This window comes from Streptomyces sp. NPDC051555 (assembly GCF_044454405.1).
Classification (GTDB): domain Bacteria; phylum Actinomycetota; class Actinomycetes; order Streptomycetales; family Streptomycetaceae; genus Streptomyces.
This window is the reverse complement of sequence record NZ_JBITDP010000003.1, coordinates 99,972-125,093: the sequence shown is the minus strand read 5'-3', so window position 1 is coordinate 125,093 and position 25,122 is coordinate 99,972. Positions and strand designations below refer to the sequence as shown.

The window sequence follows — 25,122 nt, the reverse complement described above, 5'->3', positions numbered from 1 at the left end:
GCCCCCCCCCGCGCGCCGCCGCCCCCCCGCCCCCCCCCGGCGGCGGGGGGGCCCCCCCGGGCCCGCCCGGGGGGGGCCCCCCCCGCCCCGGGGGGGGGGGGGGGCCCCCCCCGCGTCCGTACGGGGCGGTTCAGGCGGAGGCCGGGGGGTAGAGCGCCGGCGGCAGCTTCGCGGCGGCCGCGCGGTCCAGCAGCCACAGGGTGCGCGAGCGACCGTAGGCGGCGGCGGCCGGGGCCTGGACCTCGCCCGCCCCACCGAGCGCCACCGCCACGGCGCCGGCCTTGTCCTCGCCGGCGGCGAGCAGCCACACCTCGCGGGCGGCCCGGATGGCCGGGAGGGTCAGGGAGATCCGGGTGGGCGGCGGCTTGGGCGCGCCGTGCACGCCGACCACCGTGCGCTCGGTCTCCCGGGCGGCGGGGTGCTCGGGGAACAGGGACGCCACGTGGGTGTCCGGGCCCACGCCCAGCATGAGCACGTCGAACCGGGGCACGGGGCCGTGGTCCTCCGGCGCGGACGCCTTGCGCAGCTCCTCGGCGTAGGCCGCGGCGGCCGCGTCCACGTCCGAGCCGTACGGGCCGTCGGAGGCGGGCATGACGTGCACCCGCGCCGGGTCGACGGGGACGGCGTCCAGCAGGGCCGCGCGGGCCTGGGTGTGGTTGCGCTCGGGGTCGTCGCCGGGGACGTAGCGCTCGTCGCCCCACCACAGGTCGAGGCGGGCCCAGTCGATCGCGTCCCGGGCGGGAGCGGCGGCGAGGGCGGCCAGCAGGCCGTTGCCGTTGCGGCCGCCGGTGAGGACGATCGAAGCGCTGCCGCGGGCGGCCTGGGCGTCGACGACCTTCGTGATCAGCCGGGCCGCGGCGGCCTGCGCCATCAGTTCCTTGTCCCGGTGGACGACGACCTGAGGAGTCGTCATGCCCATGATGGTGCCGCCTTCTTGGTCGGTGTCGGGGTGCGTTCGGGGTGCGGGAGAACGGCTGCGGCGCCGTACGCGCCCCCTCGACGGGGGTGCGTACGGCGCCGCGCCGTGCTCACTTGGCCGCGGTCTTCTTCGCCGCGGCCGTCTTGGCCGGCTTGGCCGCGGCGGGCTTCGCCGCCGGGGCCTTCGCCGGGGCTTCGGCCGCGGGCGCGGCGGGCGCTGCCGGAGCGTCCACCGCCCCGGAGGCCAGCCCGGCCACGCCGAACTTCAGCGAGGCCTCGTAGGTGTTGTCCGGGTCCAGCCGGCGGAGCTCCTCCGCCAGCAGCTCGGCCGTGTCGCGGCGCTTGAGCGCCACCGCGCGGTCGGGCTGCCCCGGCATGCACAGGGTGGCCAGCGCCCCGTCCGCCCGGTCCAGGACGATCGCGCCGTCCGTGGTCTCCAGCCGTACGGCCGTCAGCCCGGGACCGTCGGAGAGGGTGCGGGTGACGGGGACCCCCAGGCGGTCCGCCAGCCACATGGCCAGCAGCTCGCAGCTCGGGTTCTCGTCCTCGCCCTCGACCGTGGCCGACGCGATCCGAGGCGTCTGCTGCTGGTCGAGCGCGGCGGCGAGCATCGAGCGCCACGGGGTGATCCGGGTCCAGGACAGGTCCGTGTCGCCGGGCGCGTAGGCGGCCGCCCGGGTGGCGAGGGCCCCGATGGGCTCCTCGGACGCGAAGGTGTCCGTGATCCGGCGCTGGCCCAGGGCTCCCAGCGGGTCGCCCGCCAGGTCGGACGGCGCGCCCTGCGGCCACCACACGACCACCGGGGCGTCCGGCAGCAGCAGCGGGAGGACCACCGACTGCGCGTGGTCCACCAGTTCGCCGTGCAGCCGCAGCACAACCGTTTCGCCCGTGCCGGAGTCCGCCCCGACGCGGACTTCCGCGTCGAGCCGGGCATCGCGGCGGCTACGGGCCGATCGGCTGACGCGCTTGATCACGACGACGATCCGCGAGGGGTGCTCGTGGGCCGCGTCGGTGGCCGACTTGAGCGCGTCGTACGCGTTCTCTTCGTCGGTCACGATCACCAGCGTCAACACCATGCCGATGGCCGGCGTGCCGATGTCCCGGCGCGCCTGCACCAACGCGGAGTTGATCTTGCTGGAGGTGGTCTCCGTGAGGTCGATCTTCATGGCCGGCGCCAGCTCCGTCCGTCTCGTGCGAGCATCTCGTCCGCTTCGACCGGTCCCCAGGTGCCCGCGGGGTACTGGGCGGGCTTGCCGTGCTTGTCCCAGTACTCCTCGATCGGGTCGAGGATGTTCCAGGACAGCTCGACCTCCTGGTGGCGCGGGAAGAGGTTCGCGTCGCCGAGGAGGACGTCCAGGATCAGTCGCTCGTACGCCTCCGGGCTCGACTCCGTGAAGGACTCGCCGTAGGCGAAGTCCATCGTGACGTCCCGGACCTCCATGGAGGTGCCCGGAACCTTGGAGCCGAAGCGGACGGTGACGCCCTCGTCCGGCTGGACCCGGATGACCAGGGCGTTCTGCCCCAGCTCCTCGGTCGCGCCCGACTCGAAGGGCAGGTACGGGGCCCGCTTGAAGACCACCGCGATCTCCGTCACCCGGCGGCCCAGACGCTTGCCCGTCCGCAGGTAGAAGGGCACGCCCGCCCAGCGGCGGTTGTTGATCTCCAGGCGGATCGCGGCGTAGGTGTCGGTCTTCGACTTGGGGTCGATGCCGTCCTCTTCGAGGTACCCGACGACCTTCTCGCCACCCTGCCACGCGGCCGAGTACTGCCCGCGCACGGTGTGCTTGCCCAGGTCCTCGGGAAGCTCGACGGCGGTCAGCACCTTGAGCTTCTCCGCCACCAGCGCCTTGGGGTGGAAGGAGCCGGGCTCCTCCATCGCGGTGAGCGCGAGCAGCTGGAGCAGGTGGTTCTGGATGACGTCACGGGCCGCGCCGATGCCGTCGTAGTACCCGGCCCGGCCGCCGATCCCGATGTCCTCGGCCATGGTGATCTGCACGTGGTCGACGTACGACCGGTTCCAGATCGGCTCGAACATCGTGTTCGCGAAGCGGAGCGCCAGGATGTTCTGGACGGTCTCCTTGCCGAGGTAGTGGTCGATCCGGAAGACCTCGTTGGGCGGGAAGACGTCGTGCACCAGCTGGTTGAGCTCCTGGGCACTGGTCAGGTCGTGGCCGAACGGCTTCTCGATGACCGCGCGCCGCCAGGAGCCCTCCTTCTGGTCCGCCAGCCCGTGCTTCTTGAGCTGGGCGACGACCTTGGGGAAGAACTTCGGCGGGACGGACAGGTAGAAGGCGAAGTTGCCGCCCGTGCCCTGCGCCTTGTCCAGTTCCTCGATCGTCGACTTCAGCGTCTCGAACGCCTCGTCGTCGTCGAAGTCGCCCTGGACGAACCGGCAGCCCTGCACCAGCTGCTGCCAGACCTCCTCGCGGAAGGGCGTGCGGGCGTGCTCCTTGACCGCGTCGTGCACCTCCTGGGCGAAATCCTCGTCCTGCCATTCGCGCCGGGCGAAACCGATCAGCGAGAAGCCCGGGGGCAGCAGGCCGCGGTTCGCCAGGTCGTAGACGGCGGGCATCAGCTTCTTGCGCGACAGGTCACCCGTAACGCCGAAAATGACCAGGCCGGACGGCCCCGCGATGCGCGGGAGCCGCCGGTCCTGTGCGTCACGAAGCGGGTTCGCTCCGTTCACAGACAAAATTCTCAGGCCTCCGTGGGGGCGAGGCGCTCGAGCTCCGCCTCGGTGGACTTCAGCAGGTCGTTCCAGGACGCCTCGAACTTCTCGACGCCTTCGTCCTCCAGCAGCTGCACCACATCGTCGTACGAGATGCCCAGCTTCGCGACCGCGTCCAGCTCGGCGCGCGCCTGGTCGTAGGTGCCGCGGATGGTGTCGCCGGCGACCACGCCGTGGTCGGCGGTGGCCTCCAGGGTGGCCTCCGGCATGGTGTTCACGGTGCCGGGGGCGACCAGGTCCACCACGTACAGGGTGTCCTTGTAGGCCGGGTCCTTGACGCCGGTCGAGGCCCACAGCGGACGCTGCTTGTTGGCCTGCGCCTTGTCCAGGGCTGCCCAGCGCTCGCCGGAGAACACTTCTTCGTACGCCTCGTAGGCCAGACGGGCGTTCGCGAGCGCCGCCTTGCCCTTGAGGGCCTTGGCCTCGTCGGTGCCGACGGCGTCCAGGCGCTTGTCGATCTCCGAGTCCACGCGGGACACGAAGAAGGAGGCGACCGAGTGGATCTTGGCCAGGTCCAGGCCCGCGGCCTTCGCCTTCTCCAGACCCGCCAGGTACGCGTCCATGACCTCGCGGTAGCGCTCCAGCGAGAAGATCAGCGTGACGTTGACGCTGATGCCCTTGCCGATGACCTCGGTGATCGCCGGCAGGCCGGCCTTGGTCGCCGGGATCTTGATGAGCGTGTTCGGACGGTCCACCAGCCAGGCGAGCTGCTTGGCCTCGGCGATGGTCGCCGTGGTCTCGTGCGCCAGACGGGGGTCGACCTCGATCGAGACCCGGCCGTCCTGGCCCTCGGTGGAGTCGTAGACGGGGCGCAGGATGTCGGCGGCGTCGCGGACGTCCGCCGTGGTGATCATGCGGATCGCCTCGTCGACGGTGACCTTGCGGGCGGCGAGGTCGGCGAGCTGCTGCTCGTAGCCGTCACCGCTGCTGATCGCCTTCTGGAAGATCGACGGGTTGGTGGTGACACCGACCACGTGGCTCTGGTCGATGAGCTCGGCCAGGTTGCCGGACGTGATGCGCTTGCGCGACAGGTCGTCCAGCCAGATCGCCACGCCCTCGTCGGAGAGGCGCTTGAGTGCGTCTGTCATGGGAATTGCATCTCCTACTTGTGTTGTACGGGCGTCAGCGCGCGGCGGCGGCGAGCGATTCCCGGGCGGCCGCGGTCACGGCCTCCGGGGTGAAGCCGAACTCGCGGAACAGCACCTTCGCGTCGGCCGAGGCACCGAAGTGCTCCAGCGAGACGATCCGGCCGGCGTCGCCCACGTAACGGTGCCAGGTCAGGCCGATGCCCGCCTCGACGGCGACGCGCGCCTTCACCGACGGCGGCAGGACGCTGTCCTTGTACTCCTGGTCCTGCTCCTCGAACCACTCGACGCACGGCATCGAGACCACGCGGGCCGGGACGCCCTCGGCCTGGAGCGCCTCGCGCGCGGCGACGGCGAGCTGGACCTCGGAACCGGTGCCGATGAGGACGACCTCGGCCAGAACGGTCTCGCCCGCGGGGCCGGCCGCCTCGAAGAGGACGTACCCGCCCTTGGCGGTGTCCTCGTTGCGGTCGTAGGTCGGCACGCCCTGGCGGGTCAGCGCCAGGCCGTGCGGGGCGCCCTTGCCGAACACCTTGGTGTGGCGGCGCAGGATCTCGCGCCAGGCGATGGCGGTCTCGTTCGCGTCGGCCGGGCGGACCACGTTCAGGCCCGGGATGGCGCGCAGCGCGGCGACGTGCTCGACCGGCTGGTGCGTCGGGCCGTCCTCGCCGAGGCCGATGGAGTCGTGCGTCCACACGTACGTCACCGGCAGGTGCATCAGCGCGGACAGGCGCACGGCGTTGCGCATGTAGTCGGAGAACACCAGGAAGGTGCCGCCGTAGATGCGGGTGTGGCCGTGCAGCGCGATGCCGTTCATGGCCGCGGCCATGGCGTGCTCGCGGATGCCGAAGTGGATGGTGCGGCCGTACGGGTCGGCCTCCGGCAGCGGGTTGCCCTTCGGCAGGAACGAGGAGTTCTTGTCGATGGTCGTGTTGTTGGAGCCGGCGAGGTCGGCCGAGCCGCCCCACAGCTCCGGGATGACCGCGCCGAGCGCTTCGAGCACCTTGCCGGAGGCGGCGCGGGTGGCGACGCCCTTGCCGGTCTCGAAGGCGGGGATCCGCTCCTCCCAGCCCGCGGGCAGCTCGTTCGCCTGGATGCGGTCGAACTCGGCGGCGCGCTCCGGGTTGGCGGTGCGCCAGGCGGAGAAGTCCTTCTCCCAGGCGGCCTTGGCCTCGCGGCCGCGGTCCAGCGCCTTGCGGGTGTGCGCGATGACCGCGTCCGACACCTCGAAGGTCTGTTCCGGGTCGAAGCCGAGGACGACCTTGGTGGCCGCGATCTCGTCGTTGCCGAGGGCCGAGCCGTGCGAGGCCTCGGTGCCCTGCGCGTGCGGCGCGGGCCAGGCGATGATCGAGCGGGCGGCGATGAAGGACGGACGCCCGGTCTCGGCCTTGGCGGCCTCCAGCGCGGCGTACAGGGCCTTCGGGTCGAGGTCGCCGTTCGCCTGCTGGGCGACGCGCTGGACGTGCCAGCCGTACGCCTCGAAGCGCGCGATGGTGTCCTCGGAGACGGCCGTCTCCGTGTCGCCCTCGATGGAGATGTGGTTGTCGTCCCACAGCAGCACGAGGTTGCCGAGCTTCTGGTGGCCGGCCAGCGAGGACGCCTCCGCGGAGATGCCCTCCTGCAGGCAGCCGTCGCCCGCGATCGCGTAGACCATGTGGTCGAACGGGGAGGTGCCCGGGGCGGCCTCCGGGTCGAACAGGCCGCGCTCGTAGCGGGCGGCCATCGCCATGCCCACCGCGTTCGCCACGCCCTGGCCCAGCGGGCCGGTCGTGGTCTCGACGCCCGCGGTGTGCCCGTACTCGGGGTGACCGGGGGTCTTCGAACCCCAGGTGCGGAACGCCTTGAGGTCGTCCAGCTCCAGGCCGAAACCGGCCAGGTAGAGCTGGGTGTACAGGGTGAGGGACGAGTGCCCCGCGGAGAGCACGAAACGGTCCCGGCCGACCCATTCGGGGTCCGACGGGTCGTGCCGCATCACCTTCTGGAAGAGGGTGTAGGCGGCGGGGGCCAGGCTCATGGCCGTACCGGGGTGGCCGTTCCCGACCTTCTGCACCGCGTCAGCGGCGAGAATGCGGGCCGTGTCAACGGCTCGCTGGTCCAGTTCGGTCCACTCGAGCTCTGTGGTCGTCGGCTTGGTGCTCACCGTGGGTCAGGGCTCCTCTCCACATGTCGAATCCCGGTGACGTACCGTGCACCGGCGCGATTCCGAGCCTACCCCCGGCGGGGCGTGCAGCTATTCGAGTGCCTCCACACCGTCACCACCTTGCCACGTCCGGTTCAGCGCGCCGGTGCCGATCGGCCCAACACGGGGCGACCCCCGCGCGGGGCGACGTAAGGGCAACGTCTACAGTGGCGTGGTACGCGCAAGTCTTTACCGGATCCTCATGTCCGGAGCTTGCTGGGAGTCTCTGTCAGGGGTGTGCGTGACGGCCGTCGAATCCCGTCCAGCGGGGGTGCTCGGTACCCCTTCCGGTCACCGGCCGTTCGGGGCCCGGGCCATGGCCTTCGTGGCGCTGACGAAGCCGCGGATCATCGAGCTGCTGCTCATCACGACCGTGCCGGTGATGTTCCTCGCCGAGCAGGGCGTTCCGTCGATGTGGCTGGTCCTCGTGACCTGCTTCGGCGGCTACCTGTCCGCGGGCGGCGCGAACGCGCTGAACATGTACATCGACCGCGACATCGACGCGTTGATGGACCGGACCTCGCAGCGGCCGCTGGTCACCGGAATGGTCAGTCCGCGGGAATGCCTGGTCTTCGGCATCTCGCTCGGGGTGATCTCCACCCTCTTCTTCGGCCTGCTGGTCAACTGGCTGTCCGCCGCGCTCTCGCTCGGCGCGCTCCTCTTCTACGTCGTGGTCTACACGATGCTGCTGAAGCGGCGCACCTCGCAGAACATCGTGTGGGGCGGCATCGCGGGCTGCATGCCGGTGCTCATCGGCTGGTCGGCGGTCAAGGACGAGGTGTCCTGGGCCGCGGTCATCCTCTTCCTCGTCATCTTCTTCTGGACGCCGCCGCACTACTGGCCGCTGTCCATGAAGGTGAAGGACGACTACGCGCGGGTCGGCGTGCCGATGCTGCCGGTGGTCGCGGGCAACCGGGTCGTGGCGCGCCAGATCGTCCTCTACAGCTGGGTGATGGTGGCGGTCTCGCTGCTGCTGACGCCGCTGGGCTACACCGGGTGGTTCTACACCGCGGTGGCGCTGGTGGCCGGTGGCTGGTGGCTGTGGGAGGCGCACGCGCTGCACGCCCGGGCCAAGTCCGGGGTGACGGGCGCGAAGCTCAAGGAGATGCGGCTGTTCCACTGGTCGATCACCTACGTGTCGCTGCTGTTCGTGGCCGTGGCCGTGGATCCCTTCCTCCGCTGATTACTCACCGGTAGCATGCCGTCCATGGCAGACACCGCAGCAGTCACTCCCGACAAGAAGCAGGACCGCACCGCGGCGAAGCTGGCCAAGCAGATCGACGCCTTCGCCAAGTTGCACGGCGGCGCCGAGGGCCAGCTCGCCCACATCGGCCAGGCGGGCACCCGCATCGTGCTCGTCGGCGCCGACGGCGGCTGGGGCGACCTGGTGGCCCCCGCGTACGAGGTCGCCCGACTCGCGGCCGAGAAGGCGGGCCTGACGCTCCAGGACGCCTTCGACGGCGAGATGGCGGCGCGGGTGCGGACCGGGCCGTACGAGTGGACCCGGATGGCCGGCATCCAAGTGGGCGGCCCCGCGAACCCGGTCGCCGCCCCCGTCGCTGCCGCTGAGCCGGTCGCTGCCGCTGAGCCGGTGGCCGTGGCCGAGCCGGAGGCTGCGAAGCCGGTTCCCGCTGCCGCGAAGCCGGCTCCCGTGGTCGAGCCGAAGCCGGCTCCCCTGGCCGAGAAGGCCGCGCCCGCTGCTGAGCCGAAGCCGGCGCCCGCCGCTGAGGCGAAGGCCGCCCCCGTGCCTGCGTCGAAGGCCGCACCGGCCGCCGAGGCGAAGGCCGAGTCCGAGGCGCCGAAGGCCGCCCCGGCCGTGGAGGCCAAGGCTGAGCCCGCCGCGCAGGCGAAGGGCGAGCCCGAGGCTCCGAAGGCGGCTGCTGCCGCTGAGGCGAAGGGGGACCCTGCTGCGGAGGCCAAGGCTGCGCCCGCTGCCGCGAAGGAGGAGCCCGCTGCCGAGGCGAAGGCTGTCCCCGCCCCGGCTGCTGAGGCCAAGGTCGAGCCCGAGGCTGCGCAGGCCGCCCCGGCCGCGGAGGCGGAGGCCGAGCCGGTCGCCGCCGCCGAAGCGGAGGCTTCGGAGGCCGAGGGGACCAAGGCCGCCGAATAGGTCCGGCGGGGCGGGGTGCGGGCCGGGCCCGCCGCGAGGCGACCGGCTCGGTCAACAGCGCGAGCAACACCTCACACCCCGCTCACCCGTTAGGACGTGTGGAAGCGCACCCGCACGTTCGCCCACGTCCGCAACGGGATGACCGGATGATCGAAACGCCGCCCCTGGTGGACCAGTACTGCCAGGGAGTGCTCCGCACGGAGCTGGGCCTCGGCACCTTCGAGGCCCGTCTCGGCGGGTCGGTGGGACCGGCGGCAGCCGGGACCACCTTCTTCGACACCCAGGCCGGCTTCGCCGTGCGCCGCTGGTGTCCGCCGCTGCTCGGGCTGGAAGCCCACTGCCCGCCCGCCCATTACCTGGCCCGCCGCCGCGAACTGGGCGTCCTGGAGGCGGCGCGGCTGCTGCTGCGGGGCTCCGGAACCGCCACCTTCCTCGTCGACACCGGGGCGTCGGGCGACCTGACGGGTCCCAAGGAGCTCGCGCTCGCCGCGGATGCCGAGGCCCACGAGATCGTCCGGCTGGAGTTACTGGCCGAGCACGTCGCCGATACCTCCGGCACCGCCGAGGGCTTCCTCGCCAATCTCGCCGAGGCCTTCCAGCACGCGGCCGCCGGAGCCCTCGCCTTCACCGCGGGGACCGCTCCGGGCGCCGGTCACGGCGCCGCCCTGGCCTTCGCGCCCGAGCCGCCCGGCCCCGACGAGGTGCGCGGCGCGGCGGCGCGGTGGTTGGCCCGGCGGGTCAAGGGCGGGCCGGTGCGGGACCCCGTACTCGTCCGGCACCTGCTGTGGAGCGCGGTCGGCTCGGGGCTGCCGCTCCAGCTGCACGCCGGCGCGGGCGATCCGCGCGAACGCCTCGACCGCGGCGATCCGGCCCTGCTGACGGACTTCGTCCGGGCGACGGCGGGCCTGGGCACCGACCTGGTGCTGCTGCACGGGTACCCGTACCACCGGCACGCCGCGCACCTGGCGGCCGCCTTCCCGCACGTCTACGCCGACCTCGGTCCGGCCCTCGCCCGCACCGGGGCGCGCGCCGACGCGGTGCTGGCGGAACTGCTGGAGACGGCGCCGTTCGGCAAGCTGCTCTACTCCAGCGGCGGCCGCGAACTGCCCGAACTGCATGTGGTCGCGGCCCGGGTGTTCCGGGAGGCGCTCGGTCGGGTGCTGGGCGGCTGGGTCGCCGACGGCTCCTGGTCCTGGCGGGACGCCGAGCGGGTGGCGGCCCTGCTCGCAGCGGGCAACGCCCGCCGCGTCTACCGCTTGGACCGGGGCTGAACCGGCCTAGGAACCGGCCTCGGACCCGTCTCAGACCGACGCGGGGAGCGCCGATTCCTGGGCCGGGATCTCCGCCCGCGCCTCGGGGCGTTCGCGCAGGCTGAGCGCCACCCGCAGGACGGCGATCCACACGAGGCACGAGCCGAGCATGTGGACGGCGACCAGCACCTCGGGCACCTTGGTGAAGAACTGGACGTAGCCGACGGCCCCCTGGGCGAGCAGCACGACCAGCAGTTCGCGGGCGCGCGCCCGGGTGTCGTCCGGCGCGTCCACCACGCGCAGCACCAGCCACATCGCGACGGCCAGCGCGCACACCAGCCAGGCCGCGACGGCGTGCACGTGCGCGGTGGTGGTCCAGTCGAAGGGCATCCGCTTGATGTCGCTGCTGTCACCGGCGTGCGGGCCGGAACCGGTGACGACGGTGCCCGCCGCGATCAGCACCAGCGTCGCCGCGAGCATCGCCCACGACAGCTTGCGCACCGGCGCGGGAACGCGCGGCCGGGGTGCGGTGTCGCCCTCGCGGGTGCGCTGCCAGGTGAGGGTGGTGACCGTGATGAGCGAGGTGGCGAGCAGGAAGTGGCCCGCCACGCTGTAGGGGTTGAGGCCCGTCATCACGGTGATGCCGCCGAGCACGGCGTTCGCCATGACGATGACGAACTGCGTCCACCCGAGCTTCGTCAGCGTCCGGCGCCACGGCACGGCCGAGCGGGCCGCGACGATGCCCCAGCCGACCGCCGCGCACAGGACGTACGTCAGCATGCGGTTGCCGAACTCGATGGCGCCGTGGAAGCCCTGGGCGGGCGTCGCGAACAGGCTGTCGTCGGTGCACTTGGGCCAGGTGTCGCAGCCCAGGCCGGAGCCGGTCAGGCGGACGGCGCCGCCGGTGACGACGATGACCACACTCATCACGAGGGCGGCGAGCGCGGCCCGCTGGACCGTGCGCGGCGACGGCGTCCAGCGGCTGGCGATGTAAGCGAGGGGGGAGAACACGCCCCCTATCGTAGGCGGCGCCTTGTGCAAACTTTCACGAGGGGGTGCCGTCAGGTGTGTCAGGCGCGTCACTTGGGGTCTCGGGGGCGATCATCAGTCGGAACCGGGCGCCCGCCGGGTCCCCTTCCTCCTGCCACCACACCCGGATCCGCCAATGCGCGCCGGGGCCGGGGTAGTCCGGGGACTCGGTGAAGCCGCGGAAGAGGTCGGTCGCCACCTCCTCCGCCGTCCTGTTCGTCACTTCTGCGGCGTTGTGCCAGGGATGTCCCTGTACGTTCCACAGCCCGTCAGGACCCCGGACGTCGAACCGCCACACCGCGAGCCAGGGGAGGGCGCCCAGCGTCTCGGCCACCCGGTCGTCGTCGAGGCGCAGCCCGGCCGCGATCCGCTCCGGTTCCACGCCCTGGATCCGGGCGGCCAGCACGGCCTGGGGGAGCAGCCGTTCGGGCAGCAACCCGTCCGCGCGCAGACCCACCAGGGACTCGAAGTCGAGGAAGCGCAGCCGCAGTTCCAGCTGGCGCTCGATGTGCGCCAGCGCGTCCTCGGCCTCCTGGGCCTCCGCCGGCCCCGGGCCGACCTGGAGCAGCCGCCGGAAGTCCCGCTCGGCGTCCACCGCCCAGGCCACCGCGTCCTCGGCCAGCCCCAGCTCGGCGAGCCGGTCCCCGAGGAACACCTTCGCCTGGGCCAGGCCGCGCTGGTTGACCGGATCGTGCGGGTCCAGCCCCGCCAGTACGTCCACCGCCGAGCGGGTCACGTCCAGGGCGCGCTCGCCGGCGGCCCGCTCCATCGGGCTCGGGCCCTCCTCGGCCGCGGCGCCCAGCGGGTGCCGGGGCAGCCGGTCCGCGTCGCTCAGCGGCCAGGCCAGCCAGACCCCCTGGTTGATCAGACCCCGGGCGTACCAGCGGGCGTACTCCGGGTCGTGCCCGGCGGCCTGCTGCGCGTGCCGCAGCCCCTCCTCCAGGGCGGACAGCGCCCCGGCCCGGTCCCCGTCCGCGAAGCGGCGGCCGGCCAGGTCGCCCAGGCGCAGGCCGAGCAGGGCCGCGCACTCGGGGTCGCCGCGCGCGGGCTCCCGCAGCGCGGAGATCAGCTCGCCCAGCAGCCGCTCGCGCTCACCGGGTTCCGCGTGCGCGGCGCCCGAACGGATCCGGGACCACTGTTCGTCGAGCCGCAGTGCGGCCTCTCGCTGCGCCATGCCCGCCCCCCCCGGCTTCGTGTCGTGTGGAGGCGTCCATCCTCGCGGGAAGGCCGTGGCAGGGGGAAGGTCTTCTCTGCCGGCGCAACAGGAACCGGTCACTCCCGGACGGCGCGGCGGACGGCCCCCGCTCCGCCTACTCCCAGCGGAAGAACCGCGCCGCGGCGCCCAGACCCAGCGCCGCCCAGGCGGCCAGCACGGCCGCGTCGCCCCACGGCAAGGACGCGCCCTCCTGGAGCACCGCCCGCAGCCCGTGGGACAGGGCGGTGATCGGCAGCAGTTCGAGGACCGTGCGCACCGCCTCCGGGAACTTCTCCATCGGCACGATCACCCCGCCGCCGACCAGCAGCAGCAGGAACACCAGGTTCGCGGCGGCCAGCGTCGCCTCGGCCTTGAGCGTGCCCGCCATCAGCAGACCGAGCCCGGAGAAGGCGGCGGTGCCGAGCAGGACCAGCGCGGCCACCGACAGCGGGTCGCCGTGCGGGGACCAGCCGAGCCCGAGGGCGATCACGGACAGCAGGGCGATCTGGAGCACCTCGGTGACCAGCACCGACAGGGTCTTGGCGGCCAGCAGGGCCCAGCGCGGCAGCGGCGAGGCCCCCAGCCGCTTGAGGACCCCGTAGCGGCGGTCGAAGCCGGTGGCGATGGCCTGGCCGGTGAAGGCCGTGGACAGCACCGCGAGGGCCAGGATGCCGGGGGCGAGGAAGTCCACGGACCGCTGGGCGCCCGTGTCGACGATGTCCACGGCCGAGAACAGCACCAGCAGCAGCGCCGGGATGATCACGGTGAGCAGCAGCTGCTCGCCGTTGCGCAGCAGCATCCGGGTCTCCAGCGCGGTCTGCGCGAAGATCATGCGGGACACGGGCGCGGCCCCCGGCCCGGGGGTGAACGTACCGGCGCTCATGCGCGCAGCTCCTTGCCCGTGAGTTCCAGGAAGACGTCTTCGAGCGTGTGCCGCTCGACCGTGAGGCTGTCCGGCATGACCCCGTGCTGGGCGCACCAGGAGGCGACCGTGGCCAGCAGCTGCGGGTCGATGTCGCCGGTGAGGCGGTAGACGCCGGAGGTGGTCTCGGCGGCCTGGGTGCCGTCGGGCAGCGCCTTGAGGAGCGAGGCGAGGTCGAGCGCGGGGCGGCCGGTGAAGCGCAGCGTGTTCTCGGCGCCGCCGCGACAGAGCTGCTCGGGGCTGCCGTGCACGATGACGCGGCCCGCGTCGACGATGGCGACCTCGTCGGCGAGCTGCTCGGCCTCGTCCATGTGGTGGGTGGTGAGCACGACGGTGACCCCGTCGGCGCGCAGTTCCCGTACGAGGTCCCAGGTGGCGCGGCGGGCCTGGGGGTCCAGGCCGGCGGTCGGCTCGTCCAGGAAGACCAGCTCGGGGCGGCCGACGACGGCCATGGCGAGGGACAGGCGCTGCTGCTGGCCGCCGGAGAGGCGGCGGTAGGCGGTGCGGCCGCAGTCGCCGAGCCCCAGCCGCTCCACCAGCATCCCGACGTCGAGGGGGTCGGCGTACAGCGCGGCCATGTGCCGCAGCATCTCGACGGCGCGGGCGCCGGAGTAGATCCCGCCGGACTGGAGCATCACGCCGATCCGCGGGCGCAGGGCCGGGGCGTCGGCGACGGGGTCCAGGCCGAGGACGCGGACGGTTCCGGCGTCGGGGCGGTGGTAACCCTCGCAGATTTCCACAGTGGTCGTCTTGCCCGCGCCGTTGGGACCTAGGACCGCGGTGACCGAGGCCCTGGGGACGGTGAGGTCGAGGCCGTCCACCGCCGTTTTGGGGCCGTACCGCTTCACCAGTCCGCGGATCTCCACGGCGGGGTCGTTGCTCATGCGGGTGAGTCTACGGAGGCGGCCCGGGGGTCCTAGGTCCCGGGTCCACCAGGTCGCGGGTCCGCCCTTTCATGACTTTTTCATACCGAACGGAGCATCGGGGAGGACCTAACTTCGAAAGGTGAACAGCATCGCGCAGAACGTCGAAGCCACCTCGGGGCAGGCCGAGCACAAGGCGCACGACCTCGGGCACCCGACGCGCTACTTCGTCTCGGCGATGCTCGCCGGCGCCTATATCGGGATCGGGGAGATCCTGCTCCTGGTCGCGATCTCGCCCTTCGTGGCCAAGGGGTCGGCGGCCGTGAAACTGCTGGAGGGCGCGGTCTTCCCGATCGCGCTGACCATCGTGATGTTCGCCGGCGCCCAGCTCTTCACCAGCAACGTGATGGTCATGCTGGTCGGCGCGCTGTCCGGCCGTACCGGGGTGAAGGACCTGCTCGCGTCCTGGGCGCTCTCGCTGAGCGGCAACCTGGTGGGGGCCTTCGGCTTCGGCGCCATGGTGCACGCCTCGGGTGTGACCTCCTCGCCCTCCGCGCGGGCCATGCTCACCGAGATGGTGCACGGGAAGACGGCGCTCAGCGGCGGTCAGCTCTTCTGGCGCGCGGTGCTCTGCAACATGCTGGTCTGCCTGGCGATCTGGATGTTCACCCGGGCGCGCGGTGACGCGGCCAAGATTTTCGTCCTGTGGCTGCCCGTGGCGGTGTTCGTGGCGGTCGGATTCGAACACTGCGTGGCGAACATGGCGGTCTTCAGCCTGGCGATCCTGGACGGGCGGGCCGGATTCGGTGACCTCCTGCGCAACCTGATGTTCACCGTGCCGGGGAACATCGTGGGCGGAGGCTTGCTGGTGGGGGCCGTGTACTGGTTCACCGGAGGGTCCCGCCGGGATTGCGGAATAGTTGCTTCCGGTTGATCGGCGTCACGCTGCGTCGACAGATTAGGTAACCCTTAGTGATAGAGGCCACCAGTGGTGGCCTCCATCACGGCTTGTCGGCCCCCGGGCAATTACGCAACAATGGCGTTGTGAAATACGGCGAACGGCTGACCGAGACCCCTCCGGGGGAACTCGCGACCGGAGAGCGGTCCACCCGCAACCGGGTCGCGCGGTCGATCCTGGACCACGGTCCGTCGACCGTCGCCGACCTGGCCCAGCGGCTCGGCCTCACCCAGGCCGCAGTCCGGCGCCACCTCGACGCGCTCCTCGCGGACGACGTGGTCGCCGCCCGGGAACAGCGGGTGTACGGCGCCCGCACCCGGGGCCGACCCGCCAAGGTCTTCGCGCTCACCGACTGCGGCCGGGACGCCTTCGACCAGTCCTACGACGCCCTCGCCGCCGAGGCCCTGCGCTGGATCGCGCTGGCCGCCGGCGGCGGGGAGCAGGGCGAAGCGGCGGTCGCCGCCTTCGCCCGGGCGAGGATGGACGCGCCGGCGCGGGCCTACCGCGAAGCGGTCGACGCGGCGGACCCCGCGGACCGCACCGAGGCCCTTGCCAGGGCGTTGACCGCGGACGGGTACGCTGCTACGGCGAAGAGCGCCCCGGGACCGCACAGTGGAGAACAGCTCTGCCAGCACCACTGCCCGGTCGCCCACGTGGCCGAGCAGTTCCCGCAGCTGTGCGAGGCGGAGACCGAGGTCTTCTCCCGTTTGCTCGGGACGCACGTGCAGCGGCTCGCCACCATCGCCCACGGCGACGGGGTGTGCACCACCTTCATCCCGCGCGGCACCGGGCCGGGCGCGCACGCCCCACAGACCGACACATCTGCATCAACTTCTGTACGCACCGCCGGGAGGAACCCCGCATGACCACGGAGATCGCTCACCCTGAGCTGGATGGCCTGGGCACCTACGAATACGGTTGGGCCGACTCCGACACGGCCGGTGCCACGGCCAAGCGGGGTCTGTCCGAGGAGGTCGTCCGCGACATCTCGGCGAAGAAGTCCGAGCCGGAGTGGATGCTGAAGCTCCGCCTCAAGGGCCTCAAGCTCTTCGGTAAGAAGCCCATGCCGAACTGGGGCTCCGACCTCTCCGGCATCGACTTCGACAACATCAAGTACTTCGTGCGTTCGACCGAGAAGCAGGCCGCTTCCTGGGAGGACCTGCCCGAGGACATCAAGAACACGTACGACAGGCTCGGCATCCCGGAGGCGGAGAAGCAGCGCCTCGTCGCCGGTGTCGCGGCCCAGTACGAGTCCGAGGTCGTCTACCACCAGATCCGTGAGGACCTGGAGGAGCAGGGCGTGATCTTCCTCGACACGGACACCGCGCTCAAGGAGCACCCGGAGCTCTTCCAGGAGTACTTCGGCACGGTCATCCCGGTCGGCGACAACAAGTTCGCGTCGCTGAACACCGCCGTGTGGTCGGGCGGCTCGTTCATCTACGTCCCCAAGGGCGTCAAGGTCGACATCCCGCTCCAGGCCTACTTCCGTATCAACACGGAGAACATGGGCCAGTTCGAGCGGACGCTGATCATCGTGGACGAGGACGCCTACGTCCACTACGTCGAGGGCTGCACCGCCCCGATCTACTCCTCGGACTCGCTGCACAGCGCCGTCGTGGAGATCATCGTGAAGAAGGGCGGCCGCTGCCGCTACACGACGATCCAGAACTGGTCGAACAACGTCTACAACCTGGTCACCAAGCGCGCCGTGGCGTACGAGGGCGCGACCATGGAGTGGATCGACGGCAACATCGGTTCCAAGGTCACCATGAAGTACCCGGCCGTCTACCTGATGGGCGAGCACGCCAAGGGCGAGACCCTCTCCATCGCCTTCGCGGGCGAGGGCCAGCACCAGGACGCCGGCTCCAAGATGGTCCACATGGCGCCGAACACCTCCTCGAACATCGTCTCCAAGTCGGTGGCCCGCGGTGGCGGCCGCACCTCGTACCGCGGTCTGGTCGAGATCGGCGAGGGCGCGCACGGCTCCAAGTCGAACGTGCTCTGTGACGCCCTGCTGGTCGACACGATCTCCCGCTCGGACACGTACCCGTACGTGGACGTCCGCGAGGACGACGTCTCCATGGGCCACGAGGCCACCGTCTCCAAGGTCTCCGACGACCAGCTCTTCTACCTGATGAGCCGCGGTCTGACCGAGTTCGAGGCGATGGCGATGATCGTGCGCGGCTTCGTCGAGCCGATCGCGCGCGAGCTGCCGATGGAGTACGCGCTGGAGCTGAACCGGCTGATCGAGCTGCAGATGGAGGGTTCGGTCGGCTAGTCCGACCCGCCCGCCCCGCAGCGCAGATCCCTTTGACGCACGACGCAGGAAGAGAGCAAGACGACAGCCATGGCAGAGGCTCAGAGCGCCCCCAAGGACCTGACGGTCCAGGGCGGAACCCCCGCGGTGGGCTCCACCACCGCCGGCGCGATCGCGGTGGCCGCCGAGTCCACCGTCGCCACCCGGATGAGCGCGCCCCCGTCCTTCGACGTGGCGGACTTCCCCGTGCCGCACGGCCGTGAGGAAGAGTGGCGCTTCACCCCGCTGGCCCGCCTGCGTGGTCTCCACGACGGCACCGCGGTCGCCAACGGCACCATGAAGGCGCAGATCGACGCGCCCGAGGGCGTCACCATCGAGTCGGTGGACCGCGACGACGCCCGCGTCGGCAAGGCCGGTACGCCGGTCGACCGCGTCGCGGCCCAGGCGTTCTCGTCGTTCGCCAAGGCCACGGTCGTCACCGTGCCCAAGGAGCAGGTGCTCACCGAGCCGGTGCGCGTCTCGCTGCACGGCGAGGGCGGCACCACCTTCGGCCACACGGTCTTCGACGTGCAGGCCTTCGCCGAGGCGATCATCGTCATCGACCACACCGGTGACGGCGTCCGCGCCGCCAACGTCGACTTCCTGGTCGGCGACGGCGCCAAGCTCACCGTGGTCTCGGTCCAGGACTGGGACGACACCGCCGTCCACTGCTCCCAGCACAACGCGCTGATCGGCCGTGACGCGAGCTTCAAGTCGATCGTGATCACCTTCGGCGGTGACCTCGTCCGACTGCACCCGCGCGTTCACTACGCCGGTCCCGGCGGCGAGGCCGAGCTCCTCGGCCTTTACTTCACCGACAAGGGCCAGCACCAGGAGCACCGCCTCCTGGTCGACCACGTCGCCCCGCACTGCAAGTCCCACGTGGTCTACAAGGGCGCGCTGCAGGGCCAGGACGCGCACGCGGTGTGGATCGGTGACGTCCTCATCGAGAAGACCGCCGAGGGCACCGACACCTACGAGATGAACCGCAACCTCGTCCTCACGGACGGCGCGCGGGTCGACTCGGTGCCGAACCTGGAGATCGAGACCGGCGAGATCGTCGGCGCCGGCCACGCCTCCGCGACCGGCCGCTTCGACGACGAGCAGCTCTTCTACCTCCAGTCCCGCGGCATCCCGGCCGACGAGGCCCGCCGCCTGGTCGTGCGCGGCTTCTTCGCCGAGCTGGTCCAGCAGATCGGTGTCGACGACATCGAGGAGCGCCTGCTGGCGAAGATCGACCTCGAACTGCAGGCGTCGGTCTGATGACCTACGTCAAGGCCTGCGCGCTGAGCGAGCTGGAGACGGACACCCCCAAGCGGGTGGAACTCGACGGCACGCCGGTGTCCGTCGTCCTCACCGAGGGGGAGGTGTTCGCGATCAACGACATCTGCTCGCACGCGAACGTGTCCCTCTCGGAGGGTGAGGTCGACGACTGCATGATCGAGTGCTGGCTGCACGGCTCGGCGTTCGACCTGCGGACCGGCAAGCCGTCCGGTCTGCCGGCGACGCGGCCCGTACCCGTATACCCCGTAAAGATCGAAGGGGGCAACGTCCTTGTCGACGTACGCGCCTCCCTCACCCAGGAGTCCTGAGGTATCCATGGCAACGCTTGAAATCCACGACCTGCACGTCTCCGTCGAGGCCGAAAACGGCGCCCGCGAGATCCTCAAGGGCGTCGACCTCACCGTCAAGCAGGGTGAGACGCACGCCATCATGGGTCCGAACGGCTCCGGCAAGTCCACCCTCGCGTACTCGCTCGCCGGTCACCCGAAGTACACCATCACCGGTGGCACCGTGACCCTCGACGGCGAAGACGTCCTGGAGATGTCGGTCGACGAGCGCGCCCGCGCCGGCGTCTTCCTCGCCATGCAGTACCCGGTCGAGGTCCCCGGCGTCTCGGTCTCCAACTTCCTGCGCACCTCCGCCACGGCGATCCGCGGCGAGGCCCCCAAGCTGCGCACCTGGGTGAAGGAGGTCAAGTCCGCGATGGAGCAGCTCCAGATGGACCCGGCCTTCGCCGAGCGCAACGTCAACGAGGGCTTCTCCGGCGGTGAGAAGAAGCGCCACGAGATCCTCCAGCTGGAGCTCCTCAAGCCGAAGATCGCGATCCTCGACGAGACCGACTCCGGCCTCGACGTCGACGCGCTGCGCCAGGTCTCCGAGGGCGTCAACCGCGTCCGCGAGTCCGGCGAGGTCGGCACCCTGCTGATCACGCACTACACGCGGATCCTCCGCTACATCAAGCCCGATTTCGTCCACGTCTTCTCCGAAGGCCGCATCGTCGAGTCCGGTGGCGCCGAACTCGCCGACAAGCTGGAGGCCGAGGGTTACGTGGCGTACAGCACGAAGGGTGGCGCTACCGCGTGACACAGCTGCCTGGCCTCCTCGACATCGAGGCGATCCGCAAGGACTTCCCCCTGCTGGATCGTGTGGTCCACGACGGGAAGAAGATCGTTTACCTGGACAACGCGGCGACCTCGCAGAAGCCGCGCCAGGTGCTCGACGCGCTGAACGAGTACTACGAGCAGCACAACGCCAACGTCCACCGTGGCGTGCACGTGCTCGCCGAGGAGGCCACGGCGCTGTACGAGGGCGCCCGCGACAAGGTCGCCGCCTTCATCAACGCGCCGAGCCGCGACGAGGTGATCTTCACCAAGAACGCCTCCGAGTCGCTCAACCTGGTCGCGAACATGCTCGGCTGGGCCGACGAGCCCTACCGGGTCGACCGCGAGACCGAGATCGCCATCACGGAGATGGAGCACCACTCCAACATCGTGCCGTGGCAGCTGCTCTCGCAGCGCACCGGCGCGAAGCTGAAGTGGTTCGGCCTCACCGACGACGGCCGCCTCGACCTGTCCAACATCGAAGAGGTCATCACGGAGAAGACGAAGATCGTCTCCTTCACGCTGGTCTCCAACATCATGGGCACGGTCAACCCGACCGAGGCGATCGTCCGGCGCGCGCAGGAGGTCGGCGCGCTGGTGCTGATCGACGCCTCGCAGGCCGCTCCGCACATGCCGCTCGACGTGCAGGCGCTCGGCGCCGACTTCGTGGCCTTCACCGGTCACAAGATGTGCGGCCCGACCGGCATCGGCGTCCTGTGGGGACGCCAGGAGCTGCTGGAGGACCTGCCCCCGTTCCTCGGTGGCGGCGAGATGATCGAGACCGTGTCGATGCACGCCTCGACCTACGCTCCCGCGCCGCACAAGTTCGAGGCGGGCACGCCCCCGATCGCCCAGGCCGTCGGCCTCGGCGCGGCCGTGGACTACCTGACCGCGATCGGCATGGACAAGATCGCCGCGCACGAGCACGCGATCACCGAGTACGCGGTCAAGCGCCTGCTGGAAGTCCCCGACCTGCGGATCATCGGCCCCACCACGGCCGAGGACCGCGGCGCGGCCATCTCCTTCACGCTGGGCGACATCCACCCCCACGACGTCGGCCAGGTCCTGGACGAGCAGGGCATCGCGGTCCGCGTGGGACACCACTGCGCGCGCCCCGTCTGCCTGCGCTACGGAATTCCTGCGACCACGCGGGCGTCGTTCTACCTGTACTCCTCTCCGGCCGAGGTCGACGCGCTGATCGACGGGCTGGAGCACGTACGGAACTTCTTCGGATAGTGACGGACATGACGAAGGCGTTGGGGCAGCAGTGAAGCTGGATTCGATGTACCAGGAACTGATCCTGGACCACTACAAGCACCCGCACGGGCGTGGCCTGCGCGACGGCGACGCCGAGGTGCACCACGTCAACCCGACGTGCGGCGACGAGATCACGCTGCGCGTGAAGTACGACGGCGAGACGCTCACCGACGTCTCGTACGAGGGCCAGGGCTGCTCGATCAGCCAGGCCAGCGCGTCCGTGCTGAACGAGCTGCTGGTCGGCAAGGACCTCGCCGACGCGCGCCGGATCCAGGAGACCTTCCTGGAGCTGATGCAGTCGAAGGGCAAGATCGAGCCCGACGAGGCCATGGAAGAGGTGCTGGAGGACGCGGTCGCGTTCGCCGGTGTCGCCAAGTTTCCCGCGCGGGTCAAGTGTGCTCTGCTGAGCTGGATGGCGTGGAAGGACGCGACCGCCCAGGCTCTGGGCGACGCGGAGAGGAAGACGGCATGACCGAGAACGCGACGCCCGAGGCGTCGATCAAGCCGGCCAGCGAGGAAGAGGTCCGCGAGGCCCTCTACGACGTGGTCGACCCCGAGCTGGGCATCGACGTCGTCAACCTGGGCCTGATCTACGGCATCCACGTCGACGACGCGAACATCGCCACCCTCGACATGACGCTGACGTCCGCGGCCTGCCCGCTGACCGACGTGATCGAGGACCAGGCGAAGTCGGCGACGGAGGGCATCGTCAACGAGCTGCGCATCAACTGGGTGTGGATGCCGCCGTGGGGCCCGGACAAGATCACCGACGACGGCCGCGAGCAGCTGCGCGCACTCGGCTTCAACGTCTGATCCCGTTCGACGTCTGATTCCAGATGTTCCCCACGGAACCCCCCGCACGCGAGTGCGGGGGGTTCCGTGCGTTGCGGGGGCTGCCGCTGTCCTCCGGGGTCCGCTGTTATCCCGGCGGACGGATCGCGTGCACCGGGAGTTGGCCACGGTGGCCGAATCTTCTCGATGGCCGTCATGTCATGGCGGCGCCGCAGTCGAGAGGACCCCTTGTGACCGTCAGGCCGTCTCTCCCTTCACCGGCACGCCGTGTGGCCGCCGCGGGAGCCGCCGGGGCCGCGGCCCTGCTCGTCGCGGGGCTCACCGCGCCCGCCTTCGCGGCGCCGGCGCCCATGCCGTCGGCGCAGGTGGCCGCGCCGACCATCACGCTCTCCGCCGGCTACCTGTCGGGAGCCGTCGGGGCAGTCGGTGACGCGGGCGTGACCGTGCGGGTGGCGCAGGCCGCCGCCACGGGCACCCCGCTCCGGGACGCCGCACTCAAGGTCGAGGTGATCGCCTCCAGCAACCCGGCGGTCGCCGCGCCCGGCGACGTACGCATCGACCGGACCCGGGGCGGGCGCGAGCTGACCGTGCACCCGCGCGGGCGCGGCTACACCGAGCTGACCGTGCGGGTCACCGGCCGCGGCGGGAAGAGCGCCACCGCCACCCTCGGTTACGCCGCCTCCGCGCGGGTGAGCGGCGGGTCCGCGGGCACGCGCTACCTCACCGGCTCCTCGGACGCCTCGGCGGCGGTGGACGCGGGCGGCGGGTACGCGCTGGTGGCCGACGACGAGTCCAACGTGCTGCGACTGTACGACCGTTCCCGCTCCGGTGCGCCGGTCAGGACCTGGGACCTCGGCGCCGCTCTCGGGGTGAAGAAGGAAGTCGACATCGAGGCCGCCGCCCGGGTCGGCGACACCGTCTACTGGACCGGTTCGCTCGGCAACAACAAGGACGGCAAGTACAAGGCGGAACGGAACACGGTCTTCACCACGAAGATCACCGGTTCCGGCGCCGCCACCGAGGTCACCTTCACCGCCGCCTACAAGGGGCTGCGCGAGGACCTCATCGCCTGGGACACGGCGAACGGCAACCGCTACGGCTTCGCCGCGGGCACCGCCGCCGGGCAGGTCCCCAAGCGGATCGACGGTTTCAACGTGGAGGGTCTGGAGTTCGCGCCGGGCTCCACGAGCACGGCCTACCTGGGCTTCCGCGCGCCGCTGGCGCCGGCCGTGCCCGGCGGCAAGGCCCTGATCGTGCCCGTCACGAACATCGACCAGGTGGTGGCGAAGGGTGCCAAGGCCGTCTTCGGTCCGGGCATCGAGCTCGATCTGGGCGGGCTCGCGATCCGCGACATCCGCAAGAACGCGGCGAACCAGTACCTGATCCTGGCCGGCTCCTGGGCCGCCGACGACAACACCGACCCCTACGCCCTCTACTCCTGGGACGGAGTGGCCGGGCATGCTCCGAAGAAGCGCCTCGACCTGCCCACCACCGACCCCGGCGGCTGGGAAGCCGTGGTCGCCGTACCCGATCTGCGGGCGCCCGGCGCCCGCGTCCAGCTGATCACCGACAGCGGCTCCGCCGACCTGTACGGCGACGGCACCGAGGCCAAGGACCTCGGCCACCCCGAGTGGAAGAAGTCCCGGTCCGCATGGTTCACGCTCGATTCCGTCCGTGGGGGTACCCGATGAAGTCACTGAAGACGCAGAAGCCGATGCGGAAGCCGATGCGGAAGCAGCTGGGCACCGCGGCGATCGCCGCGCTGATGCTGGCCGGCGTGATGAACATGCCGGCCCAGGCCGCCAGTTACGGCACGCCGACCATCTCGCTGTCCGCCGGCTACCTCTCCGGGGCCGTGGGCGGGGTCGGTGACCCGCTCGTCGACGTCACCGTCGCCCAGAGCGGCGCCGACGTCTCCGCGCTCACCGTGAGCGCCTCCGCGTCGAGCAAGTCCTCGGTGGCCGGGACCGGCGACGTGAGCGTCACCGGAGCCGGGGCGGTGCGCAAGCTCGCCGTCACCGCACGCGGCCGCGGGTACACCAACCTCACCGTCAAGGTGACCGGCCTGGGCGGCAAGAGCGCCACCAAGACCCTGTCCTACGCCGCCTCGGCGGCCGTGCGGAACCCGGCCGACGCCCGCTACCTCACCGGCTCCTCGGACTCCTCGGCCGCCGTGGACGTCGGTGGCGGCTACACCGTCGTCGCGGACGACGAATCCAACGTCCTGCGCCTGTACGACCGTTCCACGTCCGGTGCGCCCGCCAGGACCTGGGACTTCAGCTCGCAGCTCGGGGTCAGCAAGGAGGTGGACATCGAGGGCGCCACGCGCATCGGCAACACCATCTACTGGACCGGTTCGCTCGGCAACAACAAGGACGGCGAGTACAAGGCCCCCCGCAACACGGTGTTCACCACGACGCTGAGCGGCTCCGGGTCCACCACGCAGCTCGCCTACGGGCGTTCGTACAAGAAGCTCCGCGACGACCTGGTGGCGTGGGACAAGGCGAACGGCAACCGCTACGGCTTCGCGGCGGGCACCGCCGACGGCGAGGCGCCCAAGCAGATCGACGGATTCAACGTGGAGGGTCTGGAGTTCGCGCCGGGCTCCACGACCACGGCCTACCTGGGTTTCCGCGCGCCGCTGGCGCCGGCCGTGCCCGGCGGCAAGGCCCTGATCGTGCCCGTCACCAACTTCGACAAGGTGCTCGCGAGCGGTGCCAAGGCCGTCTTCGGTCCGGGCATCGAGCTGGACCTGGGCGGGCTCGCGATCCGCGACATCCGCAAGAACGCGGCGAACCAGTACCTGATCCTGGCCGGCTCCTGGGCCGCCGACGACAACACCGACCCCTACGCCCTCTACTCCTGGGACGGAGTGGCCGGACATGCCCCGGTGAAGCGGACCGACCTGCCGACCAGCGACGCGGGCGGCTGGGAGGCCATCGTCGATGTGCCGGACCTGAGCGTGCCGGGGGCCCGGGTGCAGCTGATCACCGACTGCGGGTCGGCGGACCTGTACGGGGACGGGACCGAGGCCAAGGACCTGACGCACGCGGAATGGAAGAAGTCGCGCTCGGGGTGGTTCACGGTCGGCTAGTACGCGGCCGTTGGCGAGCGGCCCGGACCTGCCCAGGAGGGCGGGGCCGGGCCGCTCTTCATCCG

23 protein-coding genes are annotated in these 25,122 nt (G+C 71.3%); 14 read left to right on the top strand and 9 right to left on the bottom strand.

Translation table 11 applies throughout. The features are described from left to right. Positions 1-130: 130 nt before the first annotated feature. From pgl to tkt, 5 genes are all read right to left on the bottom strand, one after another. A complete protein-coding gene (gene pgl, locus ACIBEA_RS09015) occupies positions 131-913 on the bottom strand; it encodes a 6-phosphogluconolactonase (RefSeq protein WP_399259180.1) in 783 nt (260 codons plus the stop codon). A gap of 115 nt (positions 914-1,028) precedes the next feature. Continuing rightward, positions 1,029-2,084 (bottom strand): glucose-6-phosphate dehydrogenase assembly protein OpcA, encoded by a 1,056-nt coding sequence (gene opcA, locus ACIBEA_RS09010; RefSeq protein ID WP_399259179.1) that lies wholly within the window; start codon positions 2,082-2,084, stop codon positions 1,029-1,031. Then, complete coding sequence (gene zwf, locus ACIBEA_RS09005) at positions 2,081-3,613, bottom strand: glucose-6-phosphate dehydrogenase (protein ID WP_354382306.1); 1,533 nt, start codon at positions 3,611-3,613, stop codon at positions 2,081-2,083. Before zwf ends, opcA begins: the two co-directional genes overlap by 4 nt. Positions 3,614-3,615: 2 nt before the next feature. Then, complete coding sequence (gene tal / locus ACIBEA_RS09000) at positions 3,616-4,734, bottom strand: transaldolase (protein WP_399259178.1); 1,119 nt, start codon at positions 4,732-4,734, stop codon at positions 3,616-3,618. A gap of 34 nt (positions 4,735-4,768) precedes the next feature. Then, positions 4,769-6,871 carry a transketolase gene (tkt, locus tag ACIBEA_RS08995; RefSeq protein ID WP_399259177.1) on the bottom strand — a complete coding sequence of 701 codons (2,103 nt, stop codon included), beginning with the start codon at positions 6,869-6,871 and terminating at the stop codon, positions 4,769-4,771. Between the two features lie 280 nt (positions 6,872-7,151). Here tkt and ACIBEA_RS08990 point away from each other — a divergent pair, with 280 nt between their 5' ends. The 3 genes from ACIBEA_RS08990 (at position 7,152) to ACIBEA_RS08980 (ending at position 10,288) form a co-directional block, all read left to right on the top strand. Next, positions 7,152-8,093 (top strand): heme o synthase, encoded by a 942-nt coding sequence (locus ACIBEA_RS08990; RefSeq protein WP_399259176.1) that lies wholly within the window; start codon positions 7,152-7,154, stop codon positions 8,091-8,093. A 24-nt stretch (positions 8,094-8,117) separates the two neighbouring features. Beyond that, complete coding sequence (locus ACIBEA_RS08985; RefSeq protein WP_399259175.1) at positions 8,118-9,017, top strand: hypothetical protein; 900 nt, start codon at positions 8,118-8,120, stop codon at positions 9,015-9,017. A gap of 146 nt (positions 9,018-9,163) precedes the next feature. After that, positions 9,164-10,288, top strand: coding sequence for an amidohydrolase family protein (locus tag ACIBEA_RS08980; RefSeq protein ID WP_399259174.1), 1,125 nt, complete (start codon positions 9,164-9,166; stop codon positions 10,286-10,288). A 30-nt stretch (positions 10,289-10,318) separates the two neighbouring features. Here ACIBEA_RS08980 and ACIBEA_RS08975 read toward each other — a convergent pair whose 3' ends face one another. From ACIBEA_RS08975 to ACIBEA_RS08960, 4 genes are all read right to left on the bottom strand, one after another. Beyond that, entirely contained in the window at positions 10,319-11,308 is a 990-nt protein-coding gene (locus ACIBEA_RS08975; protein ID WP_399259173.1) for a heme A synthase, read from the bottom strand. A gap of 4 nt (positions 11,309-11,312) precedes the next feature. After that, positions 11,313-12,470 (bottom strand): hypothetical protein, encoded by a 1,158-nt coding sequence (locus ACIBEA_RS08970; RefSeq protein WP_399259172.1) that lies wholly within the window; start codon positions 12,468-12,470, stop codon positions 11,313-11,315. Positions 12,471-12,606: 136 nt separating this feature from the next. After that, positions 12,607-13,374, bottom strand: coding sequence for an ABC transporter permease (locus tag ACIBEA_RS08965; protein WP_354382206.1), 768 nt, complete (start codon positions 13,372-13,374; stop codon positions 12,607-12,609). Beyond that, the gene (locus ACIBEA_RS08960) at positions 13,371-14,297 is read right to left on the bottom strand and encodes an ABC transporter ATP-binding protein (RefSeq protein ID WP_399259171.1); all 927 of its coding nucleotides are present in this window, start codon (positions 14,295-14,297) and stop codon (positions 13,371-13,373) included. Before ACIBEA_RS08960 ends, ACIBEA_RS08965 begins: the two co-directional genes overlap by 4 nt. 121 nt (positions 14,298-14,418) lie before the next feature. Between ACIBEA_RS08960 and ACIBEA_RS08955 the strand changes: the two genes are divergently transcribed. The 11 genes from ACIBEA_RS08955 to ACIBEA_RS08905 all read left to right on the top strand — a co-directional run bounded on the left by ACIBEA_RS08955 (position 14,419) and on the right by ACIBEA_RS08905 (position 25,057). After that, the gene (locus ACIBEA_RS08955) at positions 14,419-15,210 is read left to right on the top strand and encodes a formate/nitrite transporter family protein (RefSeq protein WP_399259170.1); all 792 of its coding nucleotides are present in this window, start codon (positions 14,419-14,421) and stop codon (positions 15,208-15,210) included. A gap of 110 nt (positions 15,211-15,320) precedes the next feature. Further along, positions 15,321-16,100: a helix-turn-helix transcriptional regulator gene (locus tag ACIBEA_RS08950; protein WP_399259169.1), complete on the top strand. Its 780-nt coding sequence runs from the start codon at positions 15,321-15,323 to the stop codon at positions 16,098-16,100. Continuing rightward, positions 16,097-17,512 carry a Fe-S cluster assembly protein SufB gene (sufB, locus tag ACIBEA_RS08945; RefSeq protein WP_399259168.1) on the top strand — a complete coding sequence of 472 codons (1,416 nt, stop codon included), beginning with the start codon at positions 16,097-16,099 and terminating at the stop codon, positions 17,510-17,512. The genes ACIBEA_RS08950 and sufB overlap by 4 nt, the downstream gene beginning before the upstream one ends. 69 nt (positions 17,513-17,581) lie before the next feature. Then, positions 17,582-18,793: a Fe-S cluster assembly protein SufD gene (gene sufD / locus ACIBEA_RS08940; RefSeq protein WP_399259167.1), complete on the top strand. Its 1,212-nt coding sequence runs from the start codon at positions 17,582-17,584 to the stop codon at positions 18,791-18,793. Beyond that, positions 18,793-19,122, top strand: coding sequence for a non-heme iron oxygenase ferredoxin subunit (locus ACIBEA_RS08935; protein ID WP_399259166.1), 330 nt, complete (start codon positions 18,793-18,795; stop codon positions 19,120-19,122). The genes sufD and ACIBEA_RS08935 overlap by 1 nt, the downstream gene beginning before the upstream one ends. Positions 19,123-19,129: 7 nt before the next feature. Continuing rightward, complete coding sequence (sufC, locus tag ACIBEA_RS08930) at positions 19,130-19,897, top strand: Fe-S cluster assembly ATPase SufC (RefSeq protein WP_356409219.1); 768 nt, start codon at positions 19,130-19,132, stop codon at positions 19,895-19,897. Continuing rightward, on the top strand, positions 19,894-21,150 hold the full coding sequence (locus ACIBEA_RS08925; protein WP_399259165.1) for a cysteine desulfurase: 1,257 nt from the start codon (positions 19,894-19,896) through the stop codon (positions 21,148-21,150). Before sufC ends, ACIBEA_RS08925 begins: the two co-directional genes overlap by 4 nt. Before the next feature lie 31 nt (positions 21,151-21,181). Beyond that, complete coding sequence (gene sufU, locus ACIBEA_RS08920) at positions 21,182-21,643, top strand: Fe-S cluster assembly sulfur transfer protein SufU (protein ID WP_053681643.1); 462 nt, start codon at positions 21,182-21,184, stop codon at positions 21,641-21,643. Then, positions 21,640-21,984, top strand: a complete 345-nt coding sequence (locus ACIBEA_RS08915; protein ID WP_053681645.1) for a metal-sulfur cluster assembly factor — start codon at positions 21,640-21,642, stop codon at positions 21,982-21,984. Before sufU ends, ACIBEA_RS08915 begins: the two co-directional genes overlap by 4 nt. Before the next feature lie 248 nt (positions 21,985-22,232). Next, complete coding sequence (locus ACIBEA_RS08910; RefSeq protein ID WP_399259164.1) at positions 22,233-23,654, top strand: hypothetical protein; 1,422 nt, start codon at positions 22,233-22,235, stop codon at positions 23,652-23,654. 74 nt (positions 23,655-23,728) lie between these two features. Then, positions 23,729-25,057, top strand: a complete 1,329-nt coding sequence (locus ACIBEA_RS08905) for a hypothetical protein (protein ID WP_399259526.1) — start codon at positions 23,729-23,731, stop codon at positions 25,055-25,057. Positions 25,058-25,122: the final 65 nt, after the last annotated feature.

Coding starts and splice junctions, on each gene's coding strand:
- ACIBEA_RS08985 (WP_399259175.1), top strand. CDS start 8,118: ATGGCAGACACCGCAGCAGTCACTCCCGACAAGAAGCAGGACCGCACC.
- ACIBEA_RS08905 (WP_399259526.1), top strand. CDS start 23,729: ATGCTGGCCGGCGTGATGAACATGCCGGCCCAGGCCGCCAGTTACGGC.
- sufD (WP_399259167.1), top strand. CDS start 17,582: ATGGCAGAGGCTCAGAGCGCCCCCAAGGACCTGACGGTCCAGGGCGGA.
- sufB (WP_399259168.1), top strand. CDS start 16,097: ATGACCACGGAGATCGCTCACCCTGAGCTGGATGGCCTGGGCACCTAC.
- ACIBEA_RS08965 (WP_354382206.1), bottom strand. CDS start 13,374: ATGAGCGCCGGTACGTTCACCCCCGGGCCGGGGGCCGCGCCCGTGTCC.
- opcA (WP_399259179.1), bottom strand. CDS start 2,084: ATGAAGATCGACCTCACGGAGACCACCTCCAGCAAGATCAACTCCGCG.
- ACIBEA_RS08980 (WP_399259174.1), top strand. CDS start 9,164: ATGATCGAAACGCCGCCCCTGGTGGACCAGTACTGCCAGGGAGTGCTC.
- ACIBEA_RS08970 (WP_399259172.1), bottom strand. CDS start 12,470: ATGGCGCAGCGAGAGGCCGCACTGCGGCTCGACGAACAGTGGTCCCGG.
- sufC (WP_356409219.1), top strand. CDS start 19,130: ATGGCAACGCTTGAAATCCACGACCTGCACGTCTCCGTCGAGGCCGAA.
- ACIBEA_RS08915 (WP_053681645.1), top strand. CDS start 21,640: ATGACCGAGAACGCGACGCCCGAGGCGTCGATCAAGCCGGCCAGCGAG.
- tal (WP_399259178.1), bottom strand. CDS start 4,734: ATGACAGACGCACTCAAGCGCCTCTCCGACGAGGGCGTGGCGATCTGG.
- ACIBEA_RS08960 (WP_399259171.1), bottom strand. CDS start 14,297: ATGAGCAACGACCCCGCCGTGGAGATCCGCGGACTGGTGAAGCGGTAC.
- pgl (WP_399259180.1), bottom strand. CDS start 913: ATGACGACTCCTCAGGTCGTCGTCCACCGGGACAAGGAACTGATGGCG.
- ACIBEA_RS08935 (WP_399259166.1), top strand. CDS start 18,793: ATGACCTACGTCAAGGCCTGCGCGCTGAGCGAGCTGGAGACGGACACC.